18 protein-coding genes and 1 pseudogene are annotated in these 21,691 nt (G+C 72.4%); 12 read left to right on the top strand and 7 right to left on the bottom strand.

Features of this window, described 5'->3' with window-relative positions; translation table 11 throughout:
• Nucleotides 1-9: 9 nt before the first annotated feature.
• Together ACIGAQ_RS25260 and ACIGAQ_RS25255 are read right to left on the bottom strand one after the other, a co-directional pair.
• Nucleotides 10-252: a hypothetical protein gene (locus ACIGAQ_RS25260; protein WP_399786365.1), complete on the bottom strand. Its 243-nt coding sequence runs from the start codon at nucleotides 250-252 to the stop codon at nucleotides 10-12.
• A gap of 67 nt (nucleotides 253-319) precedes the next feature.
• Nucleotides 320-778, bottom strand: a complete 459-nt coding sequence (locus ACIGAQ_RS25255; RefSeq protein ID WP_399787145.1) for an SPW repeat protein — start codon at nucleotides 776-778, stop codon at nucleotides 320-322.
• A 247-nt stretch (nucleotides 779-1,025) separates the two neighbouring features.
• On the opposite strand from ACIGAQ_RS25255, the gene ACIGAQ_RS25250 reads away from it, so the two are divergent.
• The 6 genes and pseudogenes from ACIGAQ_RS25250 to ACIGAQ_RS25225 all read left to right on the top strand — a co-directional run bounded on the left by ACIGAQ_RS25250 (nucleotide 1,026) and on the right by ACIGAQ_RS25225 (nucleotide 5,850).
• Nucleotides 1,026-1,364: an ArsR/SmtB family transcription factor gene (locus ACIGAQ_RS25250; RefSeq protein ID WP_399786362.1), complete on the top strand. Its 339-nt coding sequence runs from the start codon at nucleotides 1,026-1,028 to the stop codon at nucleotides 1,362-1,364.
• Nucleotides 1,361-2,083, top strand: a complete 723-nt coding sequence (locus ACIGAQ_RS25245) for a cation transporter (RefSeq protein WP_399786359.1) — start codon at nucleotides 1,361-1,363, stop codon at nucleotides 2,081-2,083. Before ACIGAQ_RS25250 ends, ACIGAQ_RS25245 begins: the two co-directional genes overlap by 4 nt.
• A gap of 63 nt (nucleotides 2,084-2,146) precedes the next feature.
• Nucleotides 2,147-2,295 (top strand): annotated as a pseudogene (locus ACIGAQ_RS25240) (dehydrogenase); the annotation flags it as partial.
• 126 nt (nucleotides 2,296-2,421) lie between these two features.
• Complete coding sequence (locus ACIGAQ_RS25235; protein WP_399786356.1) at nucleotides 2,422-2,901, top strand: MarR family winged helix-turn-helix transcriptional regulator; 480 nt, start codon at nucleotides 2,422-2,424, stop codon at nucleotides 2,899-2,901.
• 136 nt (nucleotides 2,902-3,037) lie between these two features.
• Nucleotides 3,038-4,690 carry an MFS transporter gene (locus ACIGAQ_RS25230; RefSeq protein ID WP_399786353.1) on the top strand — a complete coding sequence of 551 codons (1,653 nt, stop codon included), beginning with the start codon at nucleotides 3,038-3,040 and terminating at the stop codon, nucleotides 4,688-4,690.
• A gap of 302 nt (nucleotides 4,691-4,992) precedes the next feature.
• A complete protein-coding gene (locus ACIGAQ_RS25225; RefSeq protein ID WP_399786350.1) occupies nucleotides 4,993-5,850 on the top strand; it encodes a hypothetical protein in 858 nt (285 codons plus the stop codon).
• On the opposite strand, the gene ACIGAQ_RS25220 is transcribed toward ACIGAQ_RS25225, so the two are convergent.
• Nucleotides 5,763-6,527 (bottom strand): VanZ family protein, encoded by a 765-nt coding sequence (locus ACIGAQ_RS25220; RefSeq protein ID WP_399786347.1) that lies wholly within the window; start codon nucleotides 6,525-6,527, stop codon nucleotides 5,763-5,765. The two genes, ACIGAQ_RS25225 and ACIGAQ_RS25220, sit on opposite strands and share 88 nt — an antisense overlap.
• Before the next feature lie 153 nt (nucleotides 6,528-6,680).
• Between ACIGAQ_RS25220 and ACIGAQ_RS25215 the strand changes: the two genes are divergently transcribed.
• The 3 genes from ACIGAQ_RS25215 to ACIGAQ_RS25205 all read left to right on the top strand — a co-directional run bounded on the left by ACIGAQ_RS25215 (nucleotide 6,681) and on the right by ACIGAQ_RS25205 (nucleotide 14,226).
• The gene (locus ACIGAQ_RS25215; RefSeq protein WP_362278837.1) at nucleotides 6,681-7,070 is read left to right on the top strand and encodes a VOC family protein; all 390 of its coding nucleotides are present in this window, start codon (nucleotides 6,681-6,683) and stop codon (nucleotides 7,068-7,070) included.
• Between the two features lie 288 nt (nucleotides 7,071-7,358).
• Nucleotides 7,359-11,627 (top strand): HAMP domain-containing protein, encoded by a 4,269-nt coding sequence (locus ACIGAQ_RS25210; protein ID WP_399786344.1) that lies wholly within the window; start codon nucleotides 7,359-7,361, stop codon nucleotides 11,625-11,627.
• 103 nt (nucleotides 11,628-11,730) lie between these two features.
• A complete protein-coding gene (locus tag ACIGAQ_RS25205; RefSeq protein WP_399787143.1) occupies nucleotides 11,731-14,226 on the top strand; it encodes a SpoIIE family protein phosphatase in 2,496 nt (831 codons plus the stop codon).
• Nucleotides 14,227-14,289: 63 nt separating this feature from the next.
• Here the strand turns inward: ACIGAQ_RS25205 and ACIGAQ_RS25200 are convergent, their stop codons facing one another.
• The gene (locus ACIGAQ_RS25200; protein ID WP_311681994.1) at nucleotides 14,290-14,886 is read right to left on the bottom strand and encodes a TetR/AcrR family transcriptional regulator; all 597 of its coding nucleotides are present in this window, start codon (nucleotides 14,884-14,886) and stop codon (nucleotides 14,290-14,292) included.
• A gap of 136 nt (nucleotides 14,887-15,022) precedes the next feature.
• Here ACIGAQ_RS25200 and ACIGAQ_RS25195 point away from each other — a divergent pair, with 136 nt between their 5' ends.
• Nucleotides 15,023-15,934, top strand: coding sequence for an NAD(P)-dependent oxidoreductase (locus tag ACIGAQ_RS25195; protein ID WP_399787141.1), 912 nt, complete (start codon nucleotides 15,023-15,025; stop codon nucleotides 15,932-15,934).
• 40 nt (nucleotides 15,935-15,974) lie between these two features.
• Here ACIGAQ_RS25195 and ACIGAQ_RS25190 read toward each other — a convergent pair whose 3' ends face one another.
• Both ACIGAQ_RS25190 and ACIGAQ_RS25185 read right to left on the bottom strand, forming a co-directional pair.
• Entirely contained in the window at nucleotides 15,975-16,961 is a 987-nt protein-coding gene (locus ACIGAQ_RS25190; protein WP_399786341.1) for a pirin family protein, read from the bottom strand.
• Nucleotides 16,962-17,041: 80 nt separating this feature from the next.
• Nucleotides 17,042-17,509: a MarR family winged helix-turn-helix transcriptional regulator gene (locus tag ACIGAQ_RS25185; protein WP_399786338.1), complete on the bottom strand. Its 468-nt coding sequence runs from the start codon at nucleotides 17,507-17,509 to the stop codon at nucleotides 17,042-17,044.
• Between the two features lie 193 nt (nucleotides 17,510-17,702).
• On the opposite strand from ACIGAQ_RS25185, the gene ACIGAQ_RS25180 reads away from it, so the two are divergent.
• Nucleotides 17,703-18,416 (top strand): hypothetical protein, encoded by a 714-nt coding sequence (locus ACIGAQ_RS25180; RefSeq protein ID WP_399786335.1) that lies wholly within the window; start codon nucleotides 17,703-17,705, stop codon nucleotides 18,414-18,416.
• Between the two features lie 4 nt (nucleotides 18,417-18,420).
• On the opposite strand, the gene ACIGAQ_RS25175 is transcribed toward ACIGAQ_RS25180, so the two are convergent.
• On the bottom strand, nucleotides 18,421-19,935 hold the full coding sequence (locus tag ACIGAQ_RS25175) for an MFS transporter (protein ID WP_399786332.1): 1,515 nt from the start codon (nucleotides 19,933-19,935) through the stop codon (nucleotides 18,421-18,423).
• Nucleotides 19,936-20,167: 232 nt separating this feature from the next.
• On the opposite strand from ACIGAQ_RS25175, the gene proP reads away from it, so the two are divergent.
• Entirely contained in the window at nucleotides 20,168-21,664 is a 1,497-nt protein-coding gene (proP, locus tag ACIGAQ_RS25170) for a glycine betaine/L-proline transporter ProP (RefSeq protein WP_399786329.1), read from the top strand.
• Nucleotides 21,665-21,691 lie beyond the last annotated feature (27 nt).

Here is a 21,691-nt window from a genome sequence, read left to right as displayed (position 1 = left end):
GGCACGCTTTCAGCTGTGGCCGGTGGGTTCCTCGTCGCCGCCGTCAGCGGCGGCGCCCTCCTCGGTCTCGATGCCGTCGAGAGGGTTGCCCGCCGACGTGCCCCGTTCCGGTTGGTACCCCTCCTTGCTGCTCGCTGTGCCCGGGAGGGAACGGTCCTGGGCCTGGCTTTCCGCACCCGAGTGCGATCCTGGCTCGCCTCGGTCGCGGGCCCGGTCGTAGCCGTCCTCGTGGCGGTCCTGATGGCCGGCCATGTCTGATCCCTTTCATATCGAGTCCGGTTCATATCGAGTCCGGTCGCGGGGAGCCGGCCGGCAAGGGTCAGGTGCCGGTCGGTGATCCGGTCATGCCCGCTCGCGCTCTGCCGGCCTCCGCGGCGCGGGTGGCGGCACTGGCGGCCAGGGCCAGCAGGGCGGCTATCGCGCCCGTGATGACGTTGTTGACGACCGTCTTGGTGGTGCTGACGTCACCTGCGACCACCCACGGCGCGACGATGGTCCAGATGCCCAGGGCGCAGGCGCCCCAGGCCATGCTGTGGGTGCGTTCGTACGCCCGGCCGAAGCCTCCACTCATGAGCAGGGCGTAGGCGATACCGACGAGCAGATTGGTGACGGCGAGCGTCGACAGTCCGTTGAAGCCGGTGATCCACGGTGAAGCGGCCAGGTAGATGCCGGTGAGGAAGGCCAGCGTTCCGACGACCTGCCCCTGGGGCGTGCTGGTCGCCCGCTCGGCCGTCTCGTGGCGCTCACGCATTTCGACGATGTCCGGGTGCGTCTCCATGGACGGCCGGGAAGCGGAGGTGGACATGGCTGATACCTCATTCGCTGCTGGTACGCGGTTGGCGAGGCGTGCCCCGTCAGCCCGAGGAGTTCGTGGTGTTCCACCCCGACCGGGTGACTGTTTATGGTCCCTTTACTCCTGTTTGCGAGGAGTATCTGAATCCGCGCGGAGGAAGGGCGACGAGGCGCCAGAGCCCCAAGCACGATCCATGGCTTCCTGAATTCAGCATCGCGTGTACAGTCGTGGTGTGCTGACTACTGCCTCCGACATCGAGGTGCTGGCCCGCTTCGGCCGCGCCCTGGCCGACCCGATCCGCTGCCGCATCCTGCTCTCTCTGCGCGAGGCACCCGCCTATCCGGCCGACCTCGCCGACGGCCTCGGGATCTCACGCACCCGACTGTCGAACCATCTGGCGTGTCTGCGGGACTGCGGGCTGGTCGCCACCACGCCCGACGGCCGGCGCACCCGCTACGCACTCGCCGACGAACGCCTCGGTCGCGCATTGGACGACCTGCGCACCGCCGTGCTGGCCGTGGAGACCGACCGCACCTGTGCGGACGCCGACTCGAAGGGCTGTTGTCGATGACCGCCCAGATTCCGTTGTCCCCCGGGCCGTCCGCGATCCGCCGCGAGGCGCTCGCCCGCCGCATACGTCTGCTGGTCGCCGCGACCATCGCCTACAACGCGGTCGAGGCGATCGTCGCGATCACCGCCGGCACTCTCGCCTCCTCCACCGCCCTGATCGGCTTCGGTCTCGACTCGGTCATCGAGGTGTCCTCCGCCGCCGCGGTCGCCTGGCAGTTCACCGCCCGCGACCACGACGTCCGCCAGGCGCGCGAGCAGCGCACCCTGCGGATCATCGCCGTCTCCTTCTTCGTGCTCGCCGCCTACGTCGTTGTCGACGCCGTCCGGGCGCTCACCGGCACCGGCGAAGCCGAACGCTCCGTCCCCGGCATCGTCATCGCCGCACTGTCGCTGGCGGTCATGCCCTTCCTGTCCGCCGCCCAGCGCCGCGCCGGTCGCGAACTCGGCTCCGCCTCAGCGGTCGCCGACTCGAAGCAGACCCTGTTGTGCACGTACCTGTCGGCCGTGCTGCTGGCCGGCCTGGTCCTCAACGCCACTCTGGGGTGGACCTGGGCCGACCCGCTCGCCGCCCTGGTCATCGCCGCCATCGCCGTCAAGGAAGGCCGCGACGCCTGGCAGGGCGAGGGCTGCTGCGCACCCGTCGCCGCAGCGGTGCGGGCCGAAGACACCGAGGCGGACGCATGCGGCGACTGCCCGCCGGGATGCGGCTGCTGCCACTGACCCGCCTGCGGACGCGCGGCGGCACCGACCGCTCCGGGCCGCTGCGCGTTCGACCGGATGGTCCGGGCCGACCGGCTCGCCCCGGCGGTCAAGTGCCTTGCACCCGAGGGCATCTACGGGGTCCGCGGGCAACCACTCCGCCCGGGGAACTCCCCCTGCTGGACATGTACCTCACCGGCGTCACCCTGCGCATCGCCGGCGACAACGTCCGGGAAACGTCCGCGACGCCCTGGCCGAGAAGCGCCTCAAGTTCCGCCGAGGGCATCCTCAGGAGGTCTTCGCGGCGCCGCGTGATCAGTATGTTGACATAGGTTTCTCTCCATAGGTAACTTGGCGGCGTGACCGGAAGCAGTGAGGCTCGCGAGAGCCGGGGAGTCGACCAGGTGGCCGCGGGCCTCGTGGTCCGCCTGCCCGCACTGAACCGGCAGCTCAAGCAGCTCATCGACCGGGACCTGCCCTATCCGAAGCTGCCCGAGCGGCAGTTGGCCCTGCTGCAGTACGTCGCCGAGCACGACGGTGCCACCGTCCAGAGGGCCGCCGACGCGCTGCGCATGAAGCCGAACAACGTCAGCGCCCTGGTCACCCGCCTCACCGACGCGGGTCTGCTGGAACGGCACCAGGACGACGCCGACAAGCGTGTGGCGCATCTGCGCGTCACCGCGCTGGCGCGCCGGCGCATCGACGAGGTGCACTCCATCGCGGCGGCACAGCTCGCCTCCGCGCTGCGCACCCTCACCGACGGCGACCTGGACGCCCTCGGCTCGGCCCTCGGCGCCCTCGGGTCGCTCACCCGGACCCTGCGCGACCGGTCCGTCTGACCGGTTCCGCTTGCCGCTTCCCCGTCACCTCCGTCGCTGCCGCGGCGGGGCCCGGCGTGCTGCCCCCGTGTGCAGCCCGCCCTCCTGACCACGCGGCCCCGCGCCGCGCGCCCCACGTCCCGAGGACATCTCACCCGTGTCTGTCACCGCTGTCTTCGCAGCGCCCACGCCCGTATCCGGCCCGCGCGGTCCGCGCGCCAACCCCTGGCTGACGCTCGTCGCCGTCGCCTTCGGCCTGTTCATGGTCGGCCTCGACGGTTCGGTGGTCTCGATCGCCAACGCCGAGATCGCCCGCGATCTGAACGCCACCACCGCCGAACTGCAGTGGGTCACCAACTCCTATCTGCTCGCCCTCGCCGCCACCCTCATCCTCGGCGGCAAGCTCGGCGACCGCTTCGGGCGCCGCACGCTCTACCTCGTCGGCGTCGTCGGGTTCACCCTCGCGTCCGTCGCGATCGGCCTCGCCGGGTCGATCGAGGGCGTCATCGCCTTCCGCGCCGTCCAGGGCGTCTTCGGCGCGATGCTCATGCCCAACACCCTCGCCCTGCTGCGTGCCGTGTTCCCGCCGAGGAAGTTCGGCATGGCGGTCGGCATCTGGGCGATGATCTCGTCCGTCTCCACCGCGCTCGGCCCCATCGTCGGCGGCCTGCTCGTCGAGCACGTCGACTGGGAGTCCGTCTTCTACATCAACGCCCCCATCGGCGTCATCGCCCTCGTCTTCGGTCTCATGGTCCTGCCGCGGTCCAGGAACATGGCGGCCGCCGGCCAGAAGTTCGACGTCCCGGGCGTCGTGCTGCTCGCCCTCGGACTGCTCGCCGTCGTCTTCGGCGTCGTCAAGGGCGAGACGTGGGGCTGGACTTCGGCCGGCACGCTCGGCGCGATCGCCGGAGGCCTCGTCGTCCTCGCCCTCTTCGGCTGGTTCGAGACCCGCGTCGCGCACCCGCTCCTGCCGATGCGCCTGTTCCGCAACCCCGCCCTGACGATCGGCACGATCGTCACCGCGCTGAACTTCTTCATCCTGCTCGGCGTGATCTTCTTCGTGATGCTGTACCTGCAGAACGTCCGCGGCTTCACCCCGGTCGAGTCCGGTGTGCGCACCCTGCCGCTGAGTCTCGCGTCCATGGTGGCCTCGCCGCTCGGCGCGAAACTCACGGAGCGGTTCGGGCCGCGCCTGACGATGCCGCTGGGCATGGTGCTCCAGGCCGGTGCCGCGTTCACGATGCTGACGTGGAGCGCCGACGCGTCGTACCACGCCCTGTGGCCGCCCTTCGTCGCGCTCGGTCTCGGCGTCGGCATGGTGATGTCGGCGTCCTCCGACGCGATCGTCGGCAACGCCCCCGTCCAGGACGGCGGGATCGCGGGCGGTCTGCAGGCCACCTCGCTCCAGGTCGGCGGGGCGCTCGGCACGTCGGTGCTCGTCTCCCTCATCAGCAGCCGCGTCGGCTCCACGCTGGGCGGCGCGCTGACCGACGCGGGCGTGCCGCAGGCGGCCGTCGCACGCCTGGAGGAGGCGAAGGACGCGGTCGCCATGGGCGTCGCCCCGGTCTCCGGCGCGATGCCGGCACAGCTCAGGGCCGCCGTGACCGAGGGCAGCCACACCGCCTTCATGAACGGCGTCCACGCCGCCGTCCTCGTCACCGGCGTCCTCGCCCTCGTCGGCGCGGCCCTCGCGGCGCTGGGCCTGCGCGGCCGGTCGGACAGCCACGACGAGAGCGCCGTGCCGGCGACGGACCCGGCCGGCCCGGCCTCCATGACTCCGCCGACTCCGTCCGCACGCCCGGCCGGCTGAGCTCCGTCCGCTGGCCCGGCCGGCTGAGGTCCGTCGGCCGCTCGGCTCCATGAGTTCCGTGGGTGCCGCCCGCACCGGTCTTCACGCCGGGCGGGCGGAACCCGGACCGCGCGCCGCCCCGCGCGGACGGCTCCGCCGCTGGTGCCCGGTGGTGCTCATCTCACCGGCGGCTCATACTGGTTGTATCCGCTGATCGCGAAAGTCGTCGATTTTCCCGCCGAGAACACGTCCACCGCCGAATCGCGCACCGGCAAGGGACCTCGGAAGTGACCCGGGCAGTCCATCGAGACCGGAACAAGACGATGACAGACCTCGGCTTCGTGGGCCCCAGTCGGCCTGCCCACGACTACAGATTCCTGAGTGTCACCGACGGCGACACCCCCACCATCGCCATGGCGATCCGCATGGTGTCCATCGACACCCCGGAAAGCGATTTCGGCGGCGCCCCCGCCACCGCCCAGGCCGCGCTGGACCGCACCCGCGCACGGTTGCTGGACGGCACCTACGACGCGCTGCCGCGGGACCTGCGCGACTACCTCGTCTCCCGGATCACCCCCGACGCCGCGCAGCGGCACCAGGCCGCGGGCAAGGCGGCGGCCGAGGCGCACGCGGAGATGGTGACCACGCGGCTGACCCGCCCCGACGGATCGCAGCGCAAGCTGGCGGTGATCGCCACGGGCGAGCTCGTCGAGAGCAACGGACGCCTCCTGGCGTACACCGCGCCCTGGTTCACCGGCGGTTCCGCCGATCCGCTGCCCCCGCGCGACGACCCGCGCCGGCGCACGTTCAACCTGGACATGGTGGCTCTCGGCTGGGCGGCCACCTTCCTCATCTACCCCTCCCTGCCGTCCGCCGCCGACCTGAACCTGCTGCTGGACGAGGCCGAAGCGGCCTGGACCCGACAGCTGGGCGCCTGGGCGGAGTTCGGGGAGGACCTGCTGCTGGGGTACGAGTACCGGGCGTGCATCAAACTCGGCGCCCGAGAGGTGACCGATCCGGCCAAGACCATCGGGCAGGCCTACCAGAGGGTGTGCGTGGACCTGCGGACGCTGCGCGAAGTGGGTCTGTACGGCTACCACGACGTGCCGCCCCACCACCGCCTCTGGATCTGGGAGGACGACCTGGAGCGAGCGCGCGAGGACCTGCCGATCACCCCCTGAACCTCCTCGGCACCCGGTCCCGGCCGGCGCCACCAGCGGCGCGACGCCAGCGCGGCCAGTGCGGCGCCGGTGGCGTTGACGAGGACGTCGTCCACGGAGGACACACGGTCCAGCCGCAGCACGTACTGGGCGCTCTCCACCAGGGCCGAGCAGACCGCGCCGAGCGCGAGGATCCGCGGCACGGACGCCAGGGCCGCCCACCGCATCGGGGCGAAGAACCCCAGCGCCGCGAAGATCAGCAGGTTGCCCGCGATCCCGAGCGGGCCCATCGTGACGAGGTCCCGCAAGGGCACGAGGCTGACCCGGGCGGGCACGGTGCCGGGGTCGGCGCCGCCCGGCATCATGGTCATCCACAGGAACGGCACCGTCCCGTGCACCAGGCCCACCTCGGCCAGCGAGGTCCGCCACGGCAGGGCGGCGCCGGCGACCCGTCGGCGCCGGGCCAGCGCCCAGACGACCGGCGCCGACAGCGGCAGCGCGACCAGCGTCATGAGCAGGACACCGTTGAACGTGTCGAAGCAGCCGTGCCACCGCCCGGCCATGCACGCCGGAGCGGGCATGAGGAGCGGGCGTCGCAGGACGAACGCGACACCCGCGACGCCGAGGATCGCCAGGACCGGGACCACCACCTGGCGCGTGCGGCGGAGTGCGGCGGACCGGGGTGCGTCGGATTTCATGCCCCCAGGGAAGACGGGGGGCCGTTGCGACGGCGTATCCGTTTTTCGATACGCCCGGGATACGCCCGGGATACGCCCGCCGGCCGAGAACACGGCAACGAGCGCCCCCAATAAAGGAATTGAGCGTCGGTGCCCCCTTGCTACGCTGACCCGATGGCATCGATCAAGGAGTTCCAGGTCACCTTCGACTGCGCGGAACCCGCGCGCGTCGCTCGCTTCTGGTGCGAGGTGCTGGGGTACGTCCTGCCGCCGCAGGCGGAGGGTGCGACGTCGTGGTCCGCGTGTGTCGACCCCTCGGGTGCGGGCCCTCGTCTGTACTTCCAGCAGGTGCCCGAAGGGAAGATCGTCAAGAACCGGGTGCACCTCGACGTCCGGGTCGGCACCGGACTCGTCGGGGAGGAGCGCGTGGCCGCGCTCGAGGCCGAGTGCGCCCGGTTGGTCGGGCTCGGCGCGACTCGGGTGCGGCTGCTGGCCGCCGACGAGGAGAACGAGTCGTGCCTGGTGATGCAGGACGTCGAGGGCAACGAGTTCTGCCTCGACTGAGTGCCCTCGACACCACGCGACATCCCCCGGGAGAATCCGTCCGGGGGATGATGCATGTTCCGGGCCGAAGTGGGGACCCGGCCGGGTTCGGTGTGTGCGAGTGCCGAGGTGACCGTTCCGGGCAGGCTTTGTGAGGGACTCGAAACGTGGGTTAGCCTGCGGCGTATTTCTCATCGAGCAGATCCGTGACTGCACACACGCATGCACGACAGCCGGGCCGCCGCCGCGGTCCGGGGAGTTCCGAGTCCTCGGCCACGGGGGCTCTTGGGGAGCGGAACGAGGGTGCGCATGACCAGCGAGAGCGCCGGGGCCGTCGACGCGGTGCCGGGCGACCAGGAGCTGCGGCGGCTGCTGGCCGGCCTGACCGCCGTACGGGACGGGGACTTCGGTACCCGGCTGCCCGACGACGCCGACGGCCTCATGGGCGACATCGCCAAGGTCTTCAACGGCATGGTCGACCAGCTGTCCGTGTTCACCTCCGAGGTCACCCGGGTGGCCCGTGAGGTGGGCACCGAGGGCACGCTGGGCGGACAGGCCGAGGTGCCGGGTGTCTCGGGCACCTGGGCCGACCTGACCGACTCGGTCAACGCCATGGCGGGCAATCTGACCACGCAGGTCCGTGACATCGCCCAGGTGGCCACGGCGGTGGCCAAGGGCGACCTGTCGCAGAAGATCGACGTGCCCGCGCGCGGCGAGATCCTGCAGCTGAAGGAGACCGTCAACACGATGGTCGACCAGCTGTCCGCCTTCGCCGACGAGGTGACACGCGTCGCCCGCGAGGTCGGCAGCGAGGGGCGCCTCGGCGGCCAGGCGCAGGTGCCCGGCGTGGCCGGTGTCTGGCGCGACCTGACCGACTCCGTGAACCACATGGCCGGCAACCTCACCAGCCAGGTCCGCTCCATCGCCCAGGTCACCACGGCCGTCGCCGAGGGCGACCTGTCGCAGAAGATCACCGTCGACGCGCGCGGGGAGATCCTGGAGCTGAAGTCCACCATCAACACGATGGTCGACCAGCTCTCCGCCTTCGCCGACGAGGTGACACGCGTCGCCCGCGAGGTCGGCACCGAAGGGCGCCTCGGCGGCCAGGCGGACGTCAAGGGCGTCAAGGGCACCTGGCGCGACCTGACCGACTCGGTGAACTTCATGGCCGGCAACCTCACCGGCCAGGTCCGCAACATCGCGCTGGTCGCCACCGCCGTCGCCAAGGGCGACCTCTCGCAGAAGATCACCGTCGACGCGCGCGGCGAGATCCTGGAACTCAAGTCCACCATCAACACGATGGTCGACCAGCTCTCCGCCTTCGCCGACGAGGTCACCCGCGTCGCCCGCGAGGTCGGCACCGAAGGACGCCTCGGCGGCCAGGCCCAGGTGCGCGGGGTGTCGGGTACCTGGAAGGACCTCACCGACAACGTCAACGTGATGGCCTCCAACCTGACCGGCCAGGTCCGCTCCATCGCCCAGGTCGCCACCGCCGTGGCGCGCGGCGACCTCTCCAGCCGCATCACGGTCGAGGCCAAGGGCGAGGTGGCCGCGCTCGCCGAGGTCATCAACACGATGGTCGACACGCTGTCGGCCTTCGCGGACGAGGTCACCCGCGTCGCCCGCGAGGTCGGCACCGAGGGGCGCCTGGGCGGCCAGGCGCACGTGCCGAACGTGGCCGGCACCTGGAAGGACCTCACCGACAACGTCAACTCGATGGCCAACAACCTCACCGGCCAGGTGCGCAACATCGCGCTGGTGACGACCGCGGTGGCCAGGGGTGACCTGTCGAAGAAGATCGACGTGGACGCCCGGGGCGAGATCCTCGAACTCAAGACGACGATCAACACCATGGTCGACCAGCTGTCCGCCTTCGCCGACGAGGTCACCCGCGTCGCCCGCGAGGTCGGCACCGAGGGCCGTCTCGGCGGTCAGGCCGAGGTCGAGGGCGTCTCGGGCACCTGGAAGCGCCTGACGGAGAACGTCAACGAACTGGCGGGGAACCTGACCCGGCAGGTGCGGGCGATCGCCGAGGTCACCAGCGCGGTCGCCGAGGGCGATCTGACCCGGTCGATCAACGTGGAGGCGTCGGGCGAGGTCGCCGAGCTCAAGGACAACATCAACTCCATGGTGGAGTCCCTGCGCGAGACCACCCGGGCCAACCAGGAGCAGGACTGGCTCAAGACCAACCTCGCCCGGATCTCGGGCCTGATGCAGGGCCACCGGGACCTGCCGGTGGTCGCCGAGCTCATCATGGACGAGCTGGTCCCGCTGGTGTCGGCGCAGTACGGCGCCTTCTACCTCGCGGAGGACGGCGACGAGGGGCCCGAGCTGCGGCTCGTCGGCTCCTACGGCTACCCGGAGGACAGCACCCGGCCCACCCGCATCGCCTTCGGCCGCACCCTGGTCGGCCAGGCCGCGCGCAGCCGGCGCACCATCGTCGTGGACGAACTGCCGCCGGACTACGTCACCATCTCGTCGGGGCTCGGCCAGGTCGTGCCGACGGCGCTGGTACTGCTGCCGATCGTGGTGGAGGGCCAGGTCCTCGGCGTCATCGAACTCGCGTCGGTCACGGCCTTCACCCAGATCCACCGGGACTTCCTCACGCAGCTGATGGAGACCCTGGGCGTCAACCTCAACACGATCGTGGCCAACGCCCGCACCGACGAGCTGCTCGTCGAGTCGCAGCGCCTCACGGTCGAGCTCCAGGCCCGCTCCACCGAGCTGCAGGTGCAGCAGGAGGAACTCCAGCGTTCCAACGCGGAACTGGAGGAGAAGGCCTCGCTGCTCGTGGCGCAGAACCGGGACATCGAGGCGAAGAACCTGCAGATCGAGCAGGCGCGCCAGGAGCTGGAGACCCGCGCGCAGCAGCTGTCGCTGGCCTCCAAGTACAAGTCGGAGTTCCTGGCCAACATGAGCCACGAGCTGCGCACCCCGCTCAACAGCCTGTTGATCCTGGCCCAGTTGCTGGCGCAGAACCCGTCCCGCAACCTCACGCCCAAGCAGGTCGAGTACGCGCAGATCATCCACTCCGCCGGTTCGGACCTGCTGCAGCTGATCAACGACATCCTCGACCTGTCCAAGGTGGAGGCCGGGAAGATGGACGTCGCCCCCGAGCGGGTGGCGCTGCGCCAGCTCATCGAGTACGTCGAGGCCACCTTCCGGCCCATGACGACCCAGAAGAGCCTGGACTTCACCATCACGACCGCGCCGGGCGCGCCGGGCGACCTGCTCACCGACGACTCCCGGCTGCGCCAGGTGCTGCGCAACCTGCTGTCGAACGCGGTGAAGTTCACCGAGCAGGGCGGCGTCGAGCTGAGCATCGAGCCCGCGGCGGACGCCGAGGTGCCCGAGGGCGTGGTCCGCGGCGGTGCGGTGGTGGCCTTCCGGGTGAAGGACACCGGTATCGGCATCCCGGAGCAGAACCTGGAGACGATCTTCGGCGCCTTCCAGCAGGCGGACGGCACGACGAGCCGCAAGTACGGCGGCACCGGCCTCGGCCTGTCCATCACGCGGGAGATCGCCCAGTTGCTCGGCGGTGCCGTCACGGTGGACAGCACGCCCGGGCAGGGCAGCACGTTCACGCTGTTCCTGCCGGTGGCCCGCCCCGACTTCGAGGAGTTGCTCAACCACGGCAGGACGCCGGAGCGGTCCTCGGCCGAAGCCCTGCCGGAGGGTGTGTCGCAGTCGGCGCCCGTGCCGCAGATCGGGCCCGGGCCGCGGCCCCGGCGGCTGCTCGTCGTGGAGGAGCGGCCGCGTGGTCTGCTCACGCTCGTCGCCGAGAGCGTGGTCGCCGACCTGACGCACGCCCGGTCCGACGGCGGACGGCCCGCGGTCGACGTCATCACCGCCGTCGGCGCCCAGGAGGCGGCCGGTGCCCTGGCGGCCGACCCGTGCCACTGCGTGGTCCTGGAGCTCGGCATGGCCGACGGCGAGGCGTCCCGGTTCCTCCAGGCCCTGGAGGGCGACTCGGCGCTGACGAGCGTGCCGGTGCTGGTGCACAGCAGCCACCCCGCGGACGTCGCCCTGGACGAGACGCTGCTGTCCCGCTCGGCGGGCGGGGCGCTGGAGCTGCTGTCCAGCCTCGACGAGCTGCGGGAACGGATCGCCCTGCACCTGTCCGCCGAGGAGCCCGGGGACGTGCTGTCCCTGGTCCGGCCCGAGGAGACGCAGGCGCTGACGCCGCCGGTGGTCGACGACGCCTCGGCGGGCCGCACGGTGCTGGTCGTCGACGACGACGCGCGCAACCTCTTCGCCCTCAGCGGGATCCTGGAGCTGCACGGCTTCCGGGTCCTGCACGCGGAGAACGGGCGCCGGGGCATCGAGACGCTCGTGAACAACCCGGACGTCGCCATCGTGCTGATGGATGTGATGATGCCGGAGATGGACGGTTACACCGCGACCGCGGAGATCCGCAAGATGCCGCAGTACGCGGACCTGCCGATCATCGCCGTCACGGCGAAGGCCATGCCGGGCGACCGGGACAAGAGCCTCGCCTCGGGTGCGAGCGACTACGTCACCAAGCCGGTCGACACGCGCGACCTCATGGCCTGCGTCCGCCGCTGGCTGCCCTCGTGAGCACGCCGGCGCCCGACCCGCACACCGGCGGGCCGGGCGCCCCGCAGGGCCAGCCGTTCCGCGCCCCCGGGCGCTGAAGCCGAGGAGCATCGAGACCGTGAGCATGTCCGAGCAGCCGCGCGAGCCGCGTCAGGGCGATGAGCTGCAGCGTCCGGCCGACGAGCCGCAGCGCGACTCCGCCGACGGGGCGTCCGACGAGCAGTGGGTGGTCGCCGACGGGCAGCTGGTGTCCCCGGAGGCGCTGCTGGCGGAACTCGGCGGTGTCTCGACCGCCTCGCCGGTGGGGCGGCTGGCGGCCACCGTGGAGCGGCTCAGCCGGGAGGTCCGGGCCGCCCAGGCGGAGGCCGAGGGGCGTGCCCTGATCGAGCTGGCCAAGGGCGTCCTGGTCGAGCGGCTGAAGTGCGGGCCGGCCCAGGCCGCCCGCCAGCTGTCCGAGCTGGCCGAACAGGCCCAGGTCAGTCCTCTGGAACTGGCCGTCGACGTCATCAACCAGGCCGCCCGGGACCGGATGTCCGAGGTGACCGACGCGTTCCTCGCCGCCACCAAGGCCGCCGACGAGGCGGAGGCCGAGTCGGCGGCCGTGCGGCTGCGCGTCGCCGAGAGCGGTGTGCTGGCGGCGGACGACACCCAGGCCGTGGCCGACGCCCTGCTGGAGCAGGCGCTGCGCCCCCTCGGCGCGGTGGCCGTGGCCATATGGGCCGCGGGTCCGGACGGTTCGCTCACCCTGGCGGGCAGCGCCGGCTTCTCCCCGGCCGAGGCCACGCGCTGGCGCTACGTCCCGCCGGACGTGGTGACGGTGGCGCGGCGGGGTCTCGTCGAGCGCGACGGGCACTGGATCACCGCTCTGAAGGAGACCGGGCTGCCCACGATCGGGCTGCACCACCACCCGGACGGCGGCCGGGCCGCCCTGCCCGCCGGCACCGGGGGGCGTGTCCACGGGGTGCTGGAGATCGCCTGGCCCGCTCCGCTGGAGCCGCAGCCCCCGCAGGTCGTGCGCCAGGTGGAGGCGCTGGCCGAACTGTGCGCGCACACGCTGGAGATGTACACGCCGCTGCCGACCGGGGCGCAGGAGCCGCGGGTCGTGCCGGACGTCGCCGAGCTGATGGACCTGGCCGACGGGCTGCACGACCCCGCCCTGGTCCTGGTGCCGCACCTGGACGCCGACGGGCATCTGGTGGACTTCCGCATCCAGCACGTCAACAGCCGCTTCCTCGACCCGGCCGGGCGGCCCCGGGCGGTCGTCAGCGGGGCGCTGCTGCTGGAGGCCTATCCGATGGCCGCCGGTGACAGCGAACTGTTCCAGCGCGTCGAGCGCGTCTACGCCACCGGTGAGCCGTTCCGGGCACGGCGGATGAATCTCACCGCGCTCGTCGACCAGGTGCCGCTGTCGGCGGTGGCGGACATCAGCATCAGCCGGCACGGCACCTCGGTGCTCCTCATCTGGCGGATCGAGGACGAGACGGCGCGGCTGGCGAGCCTGCTGCAGAACGCCCAGCGGCTCGGCCGGATCGGCGGGTTCGAGGAGAACGTGCTGACGGGTGAGATCACCTGGAACGGGCAGCTGTTCGATCTCTACGGGCGCCCGCAGTCGAGCCTGCCGGTGCCGCTGGAGGAGCTGCCCGCCCACGCGCACCCGGACGACGGTGTCTCCATCCGCCGTTTCCTGCGCACCCTGCTGCACCACCGGCGGCCGGCGGCCGCTGCGTTCCGGCTGCAACGGCCGGACGGGGTGACCCGGCACATCCGGATCGTCGCGGAGCCCGTGCTCGACACCGACGACCGGCTGCTGCTGGTGCGCGGCGCCTGCCAGGACATCTCGGCACAGCACTGGACGGAGGTGGCGCTGGCCGCCACCCGGGACCAGCTGGCGCACACCGAGCAGCAGGCCACCGAGCGCAACCGGCTGACCCTGCAGCTGCAGCACGCCATCATGCCGCCGACCCAGGCACCGTTGCAGGTGGCCGGCCTCCAGGTGGCGGTGCGCTACCGGCCGGCGGAGACCGAGCAGCTGGTGGGCGGCGACTGGTACGACGCGGTCGTCCTGCCGTCCGGGATGGTGCTGCTGTGCGTCGGGGACGTGGCCGGGCACGGCATCGAGGCCGCGACCAGCATGGTGGTGCTGCGCAACGCGCTGCGCGGTCTGGCGGTGACCGGAGCCGGTCCCGGACAGCTGCTGTCCTGGCTCAACATCGTGGCGCACCATCTGACGGGCGCCGTCACGGCGACGGCGGTGTGCGGGCTGTACGACCCGGAGCGGCGGACGCTGCGCTGGGCCCGGGCGGGTCATCTGCCCCCGGTCCTGGTCCGGGAGGCGGAGGCGGCTCCGCTGCCGCTGGGCAGGGGTCTGCTGCTCGGTGCCGTGCCCGAGGCCTCGTACGAGGAGAAGGAGATGCAGCTCGCCGCCGGGGACACGCTGTTGATGTACACCGACGGTCTGATCGAACGCCGTGACCGGCCGGTGGAGGAGTCGCTGACCCAGCTGCTGACCACCGCGCGCACGGCGCCCACCACTCTCGACCAGCAGCTGGACCGCCTGCTGACGTACAGCAAGTCGGACACGGACGACGACACCTGCATCGTGGGCATCCGGGTGGGCTGACCGCCGTGCCGGGACGGGGCGCGCCGCGGCAGGCCGGCCGTCGGTGCGCACCGCCGCGGCCGGTCAGTCGTCGGTGCGCACCGCCGCGTCGAGCAGGGGGCCGAGTTCGCGGGCGACGGTCGTCAGGGCGCGGACGTCCCGCTCGGCCCGGGCGAGAAGGATCGCTCCCTCCAGGGCGCTGATCATGAGCGTGGCGAGCTGCCCCGCGCGTTCCCCGGGCACGCCCAGTTCGACCAGGGCTCCGGCCGTCGCCGAGGTCCAGGCGGTGAACGCGGCGGAGGCCGCCTCCCGGGTGGAGGGGGCCGATTCCGCGCAGTCGACCGTGGCGGCCGCGACCGGGCAGCCGCCCGCGAAACCGGCGGTCTCGTACTCGTCGGTCCACTGCCGCACCATGGCGGCGAACAGCCCGCTCGGGGTCGGTTCGGGCAGCGCGGCCAGGTACCGCGCGACCCGGCCCGACGCGTAGCGGCCCGCCCAGCCGACGGCCTCGTCGACCAGCTGTGTCTTGCCGCCGGGGAAGTAGTGCTGGAGCGACCCGCGCGGCGCGGCGGCCTCGACGGCCACCTCGCGCAGGCCGGTGGAGACGACCCCGTCGCGCCGGATCAGCTGGGCCGCGCTGAACACCATCCGCTCGCGCGGCCCCCGCTCGGCCACCGCCATCGCGCACCTCCACCGCGTCCGCCCGCTTCGCCGTCACTCTATGACCGGCGTCATGACGAGGGCTACTATGACCGCTGTCATAGCGGAGGACGGCAGAGCGGACGGCTCGCGCGAGGGCCGGACAGGGCGGTGCGTCATGGACGTCGGTTTCATCGGCCTGGGGGTCATGGGGCAGCCCATGGCGCTCAATCTCGCCCGTGCCGGTTCCCGGCCTTTGGTGTGGAACCGCACCTCCGGGCGGTGCGCACCGGTGCGTGCCGCGGGCGGTGAGGTCGCCGCGAGCGCGGCCGAGGTCTTCCGGCGGTGCGGCACGGTGTTCCTGATGCTGGCCGACGAGGCCGCCGTCGACGCGGTGCTGGGGCGGGGCGGCCCGGAGTTCGCCGCGCGCATCGCCGGACGCACCGTCGTCCACATGGGCACCACGTCCGCGGAGTACTCCAGCGGCCTGCAGGACGACGTCCGCGCCGCGGGCGGGCGTTACGTCGAGGCTCCGGTGTCGGGATCACGCGTCCCGGCGGAACGGGGCGAACTGGTGGGGATGCTCGCCGGTGACGAGGACGCCGTGGCGGCCGTACGGCCCCTGCTCGCCCCGATGTGCCGGGAGACGTTCGGGTGCGGGGCGGTCCCCGGGGCGCTGCTGATGAAGTTCTCCGTGAACCTGTTCCTGATCACCCTGGTCACGGGGCTCGCCGAGGCGTTCCACTTCGCGGACCGGCACGGCCTGGACCAGCGGCTGCTCCGGGACGTGCTGGACGCCGGGCCGATGGCCAGTGCCGTCTCCCGGGTCAAGGCGCCGAAGCTGCTGGAGCGCGACTTCACCGTCCAGGCGGCCGCCGCGGACGTGCTGAAGAACAACCGCCTGATCGCGGAGGCCGCCCGCGCGGCGGACCTGGCGTCTCCGCTTCTCGACCTCTGCCACGTCCTCTTCGAGGAGACCGTCGCGCGCGGCCACGGCGCCGAGGACATGGTGGCGGTCCTGCACGCCTTGGAGGCCCGCACGGCTTCGGCCGCCGTCCTGCCCCCTCCCCCGGCCCCCGGACCGCGATGACGCCGACGCGCCGGGCCACGGGCCCGGCCGGGTCCGTGGCCTACCCGGCCGCGCGCGCCCTTCCCCGGGGCTTCAGCGGCATGTTCGGCAGGGCGGGTGCCGGGAGGGGGTCGCCGTCGTAGCCCTGGACGACGCCGAACCGCGTGCCCCGCGTCCAGTCCTCGCGGGCCCGCGCGATCTCCTCGTGCGAGCGGGCGATGAAGTTCCACCACATGACGATCTCCTCCTCGAAGGGAGGTCCGCCGAGCAGGATCGTCCGGGCGGGGGCGTCGGAGTCGTTGGCGAGTGTCAGCGTGCCGGATCCGCAGGGGACGTAGCCGAGTTCGGCCGGCTTCAGGGGGGTGCCGAGGAGGCGGACGTCCCCGTTGTCGACGAGCAGGCCGTGCTCGAAGGCGGTGTCCACGGAAAGCGTGAGCGTCGCTCCCGGTGCGAGGGTGATCTCGGCGCCGAGCAGGGGCGTGAACGTCCGCACCGGGGAGGTGCTGCCGGCGAGCGAGCCGAGGAAGACGCTGATGACGGCGCCGTCGACGCGTACGGCTTCGGGCACGTGGTGCTGGAAGTCCCGGGCGGTGTCGCGGTGTTCGTCGGGCAGGGCCACCCACAGCTGGACCCCGTGCAGGACGGTCGCCGCCGGGGTGGAGACCTCCGAGTGGGCGATGCCGTGTCCGCCGGTCATCAGGTTGAGCTCGCCGGGACGGATCAGGGCGTGGGTGCCGAGACTGTCGCGGTGCTCGATCTCCCCGCTGAAGAGCCAGCTCACGGTCTGCAGGCCGGTGTGCGGGTGCGGGGGCACGACCATGCCGGTCGTGGTGGCGTCGACCGGGCCGTAGTGGTCGGCGAAGCACCAGGCGCCGATCAGCGACCTGGCCCGCTGGGGCAGCGTCCGGCGCACGGGCAGGGCCCGCGGGCCGCCCAGCGGCACTTCCCGCGCGGACAGCACCTCGACGTGCGGCGTCCCGGCGGCCGCCCCGCCGTCCGCGGTCGCGCCGCAGCCCAGCGCCTCCGGCGCGGTTTCCACGTTGCTCACCGGGACCACCCCTCACCCGTGCTAGTTGTCGTATCAACTACTATGTCACGCGGGCGGGTGGACGGCCACGGCGGCCCTCGTCAGGGCCCGTCCTCGTCCATCCGGGCGAGCACACGCTCGGAGATCTCCGCCAGGACCCGCAGCTCCGCCGGCGTGACGTGGTCGACGAACAGGTCACGCACGGCGGCGACGTGGCGCGGGGCGGCCGCCTCGATCGCGGCCCGCCCGGCGTCCGTGATCACCACGAACGCGCCGCGGCCGTCCTCCGGGCACTCCTCGCGCACCACCATGCCGCGCCCGGCCATGCGCGCGATGTGGTGGGACATCCGGCTCTTCTCCCACTCCAGGGCGCGGGCCAGGTCCTGGTGACGGCGGCGTCCGTCCGGGGCGTCCGTCAGGTGCACCAGGACCGCGAAGTCGGCGGGCGACACGTTCGACTCGGACTGCAACAGCCGCCCGAGGCGCCCCATGAGCCGCTCCTGCAGCCGGACGAACCCCCGCCAGGCGCGCTGCTCCTCAGGCGTCAGCCATCGCGGTTCTTCTGCCATGGGCGCAGTCTACGCATGGTTGACACATCACCCACTGCGACGCATCATCCACTGCGCGAGGCAGAACCGGGTGCCCCGGCTCGACGGGTGGGCCGATCGTCGGCACGATCTGCCGGTCGGGGGTTCACTGACCCTCACCTGGTGACGGCGGCTGAAGGGGCGGGGAACGGTGAGATCGTCGGGGAGCGGCGCGATGCGGTCCGTCGTGTGGCTGGTGCTCTCGGCCGTGGCACTCGCCGTCGGGGTGGTGTCCGCCGTCCAGGTGCGCGGCGCGCTGGAGCGGGAGCGGGCGTACGAGGCGACGCCGGTCTGTGACGCGGCACCGGCGCGGGCGGCCCAGTGCCGGTGGGAGCAGGAGTTCACGGTGCGCTCGGCCGAGCTGAACCGCGGGGAGCGCCACGAGTCCCCCGAGGCGGTGCTGGTGCCGCCCTCCGGCTCCGCCTGGCATGTGACGTTCCCCACCACGGAGCCCGTGCTGTCCGAGGCGGCGCCCGGGGAGCGGGTCGTCGGGGTGATCTGGCGCGGGCGGCTCGTCGAGGTCCGGGACGCCGAGGGCCGGCGTCAGCAGACGGCCGACGGGCCCGTGGGGTGGCCGGCGGACCGGCTGGGCGGGGCGCTGGCCTGTCTCTCGTTCGGCCTGGCCGGACTGGTGGGCGTGGTGTGGCCGCTGTTCCGGCGCGGCGACCGCCGGCACGCGACGGCGGGGCAGGTGGTGCGGTGGCACGGTGCCGTCCTGGGCGTGCTGGCGATCCTGACGCTCTGGGCGCGGTCCGCCAACGACTGGCCGCTCTGGGCGATCCCGGCGATCTGGGGGCCGCTCGCCGTGCTGGGCGTGGCGTCGATGACGGCCTTCGTCCTGGCCGCCCTGCGCGGTGAGCTGTCGGACCCCGCCCCCGCCGACGCCTGACGGCTCAGCTCTGCCGGGCGTGCACCGGGCTGTTGGCGACGTCGTCCGGGCAGGTGCGGTGCGACTGGCGGGCACGCCGGTCGCGTCGCCAGTCGAACGCGGCCAGGGCGAGCGACGCCGCCATGCCGACGATGCCGGCGACCAGGGCGAGGAAGAGGGCGCCGCGGTAGTCGTCGTCGCGGTGGCCGAGCACCAGGTAGAACAGGCCGGGCAGGGCGGCGGTGCCCACGGCGGCGCCCAGCCGCTGCCCGGTCTGCAGCGCGCCGCCCGCCGCGCCGGCCATGTGCACGGGGACGTCCCGCAGGGTCATGGTGATGTTCGGGGAGATCACGCACCCACCGCCGAGACCGCCGAGGAACAGGGCCGGTGCCGTCAGCCAGGGCGCGACGTCCAGGGGCGCGAAGCGCAGCAGCAGCGCGGTGCCGCCGAGCCCGACGATCACGCCCGTGAGCCCGCCCACGGTCAGCAGCCGCCCGAGCCGGTCCACCAGCCGGCCGGAGACGGCGGCCGCGCAGGCCGAGCCGACGGCGAACGGCGTCACGGCGAGGGCGGACCGCAGCGGCGAGAAGCCGAGGCCGTGCTGGTAGAAGAGGGCGAAGACCAGCCAGATGCCGCTGAAGCCGATGAAGTAGAGGGTGCCGACGCCGGCGCCGACGGCGTAGCCCCGCACCTCGGTGAACAGGCGCGGGTCGAGCAGCGGCTGGGTGCCCCGGGACAGCAGCCGGCGCTGCCACAGGGTGAAGACGACGAGCAGGACGGCGCCGGCCGGGAACAGCCACCACAGGCGGGTGAGACCGCCGGCCTCGGCCTGCACCAGCGGATACATCAGCGCGAGGACGCCCAGGCCGAGGAGCAGCACGCCCGGCAGGTCCACGTGTTCCCGGCCCGACCGCCGGGTGCGGGGCAGCAGACGACGGCCCAGGAGCACGGCGAGGATGCCGATGGGGACGTTGATGTAGAAGATCCACCGCCAGCCCTGGGGGCCGTCGGCCAGCGCCAGGATCAGACCGCCGGCGAGGGGGCCGACCGCGGAGGAGATGCCGACGGTGGCACCGAAGAAGCCGAAGGCGCGTCCGCGCTCCGCACCCCGGAACATCTGCTGGATGAGCGCGGAGTTCTGCGGTGCCATGAACCCGGCGGCCAGGCCCTGGGCGAGGCGGGCCGCCACCAGCAGGGCGATGCTGGGGGCCGCTCCGCAGGCCGCGCTGAACAGCACGAAACCGCTGAGGGCGAGCAGGAAGATGCGACGCCGGTCGAGGGCGTCACCGAGGCGGCCGGCGGTGACCAGGGCCAGCCCGAAGCTCAGGGCGTAGCCGGACACCACCCACTGCACCTGCGCGGCGGAGGCGTGCAGCTCCCGCTGGATGGTGGGCAGGGCCACCGCCACGATCGACACGTCCAGCAGGCTCATGAAGCCGGCGACCAGGGTGACCCACAGAGCCCGCCACCGGCGCGGATCCGGTTCGTGGTCGCTCTCCGGTGCGCCCTGGCTGCCGCCGCCCGGCGCCGATGCCGTCACATGAGCTCCTTCCGCCAAGGGCCGACCCGGGCGAACCAGGTTCCCCACCAGGGCACCAGCACACACGACCGGGCGACCGCCCGCGACCGCGCCGGGCGCTCCGTGCTCCCGGTGGCCGCCCTTCCTCACGCGCGGTGATCGGCCGGACGCCGCGCGAAGGGAGTCGTTTGAGGACGCGAGATCTGTGCAGGCGTTCTGCTTGGAATGGACCACCCGGCGAAAGGAACGACCGATGGCGGCGCCCGACAACGACGCATCGCCGGATCCGGCGGCGGTGAGACGGCACCGGGTGCTGTTCCGGGCGATCGAGAAGCGACGCCACCCGAAGCTGCGCCGCAGCGACATCACGGTGACCGACGAGGCGGCGGTCAAGCGCGCCACCAAGGCGGCCGCTCTGGGCAACGCGATGGAGTGGTACGACTTCGGCATCTACAGCTATCTGGCCTCGACCATCGGGCAGGTCTTCTTCCCGTCCGGGAACGACACCGCCCAGCTGCTGAGCTCCTTCGCGACGTTCGCGGTTGCCTTCCTGGTGCGTCCGCTGGGCGGCATGGTCTTCGGGCCGCTCGGTGACAAGGTCGGCCGCAAGCGCATCCTCTCCCTGACGATGATCATGATGGCCGTGGGCACCTTCGCCATCGGCGTCATCCCTTCGCACGCCGTCATCGGCCTGTGGGCCCCGGCCCTGCTGATCTTCTTCCGGCTGGTGCAGGGCTTCTCGACCGGCGGGGAGTACGGCGGCGCCTCCACCTTCATCGCGGAGTACGCGCCGGACAAGCGGCGCGGCTTCTTCGGCAGCTTCCTGGAGCTGGGCACGCTCGCGGGCTACGTCGGGGCCTCCGGTCTCGTCGTGGTGCTGCAGACCCTCCTCAGCGACGAGCAGATGCTCTCCTGGGGCTGGCGGATCCCGTTCCTGGTCGCGGCACCGCTGGGTCTCATCGGGCTGTATCTGCGGCTGAAGCTGGACGAGACGCCCGCGTTCCGGAAGCTGGAGGGCAGCCAGGTCCAGGCGAGCGAGGCCGCCGAGGCCGTGGAGACCTCGGCCGCGGCCGATCTCGGCAAGATCTTCACCCGGTACTGGCGGCCGTTGCTGCTGTGCCTGGCGCTGGTCGCGGCGTACAACATCACCGACTACATGCTGCTGTCGTACATGCCGACGTACCTGTCCGACGAGCTGGGCTACGGCACGAACCACGGGCTGCTGATCCTGCTGCTCGTGATGGTGCTGCAGATGTGCGTCATCACCCGGGTCGGGCGGCTCTCGGACCGTTTCGGGCGCAGGCCGCTGCTGATGACGGGAATGCTGGGCTTCCTCTTCCTGTCGCTGCCGGCGTTCCTGCTGATCCGGCAGGGCAGCGTCGTGCTGATCTCTCTGGGGCTGCTGCTGATGGGGCTGTCGCTGGTGGCGATGCTCGGCACGATGTCGGCGGCGCTCCCGGCGATCTTCCCCACCCAGGTGCGCTACGGCTCCCTGTCGGTGGCCTACAACCTGGCGACCTCGGTGTTCGGCGGCACGACTCCCCTGGTGATCACGGCGCTGATCAGCGCCTTCGACTCGACCCTGATGCCGGCGTACTACGCCACCGGCGCGGCGGCCGTCGGCGTGATCGCCGTCCTGTGCATGCGGGAGACCGCGAACAAGCCCCTGGCCGGCTCCCCGCCGTCCGTCGAGACGGAGGCGGAGGCCGCGGAACTCGTCGAGGCCCAGGCGCCGCGCCCCAGGTTCTGAGCCCCGCTTCCCGGCGGGTGGTCCCCG

Origin of the sequence: Streptomyces sp. NPDC085932 (assembly GCF_044540525.1) — a bacterium.
Lineage (GTDB): Bacteria > Actinomycetota > Actinomycetes > Streptomycetales > Streptomycetaceae > Streptomyces > Streptomyces levis.
The sequence above is the reverse complement of the archived record's forward strand: the minus strand, read 5'-3'. Positions and strand labels throughout refer to the sequence as shown.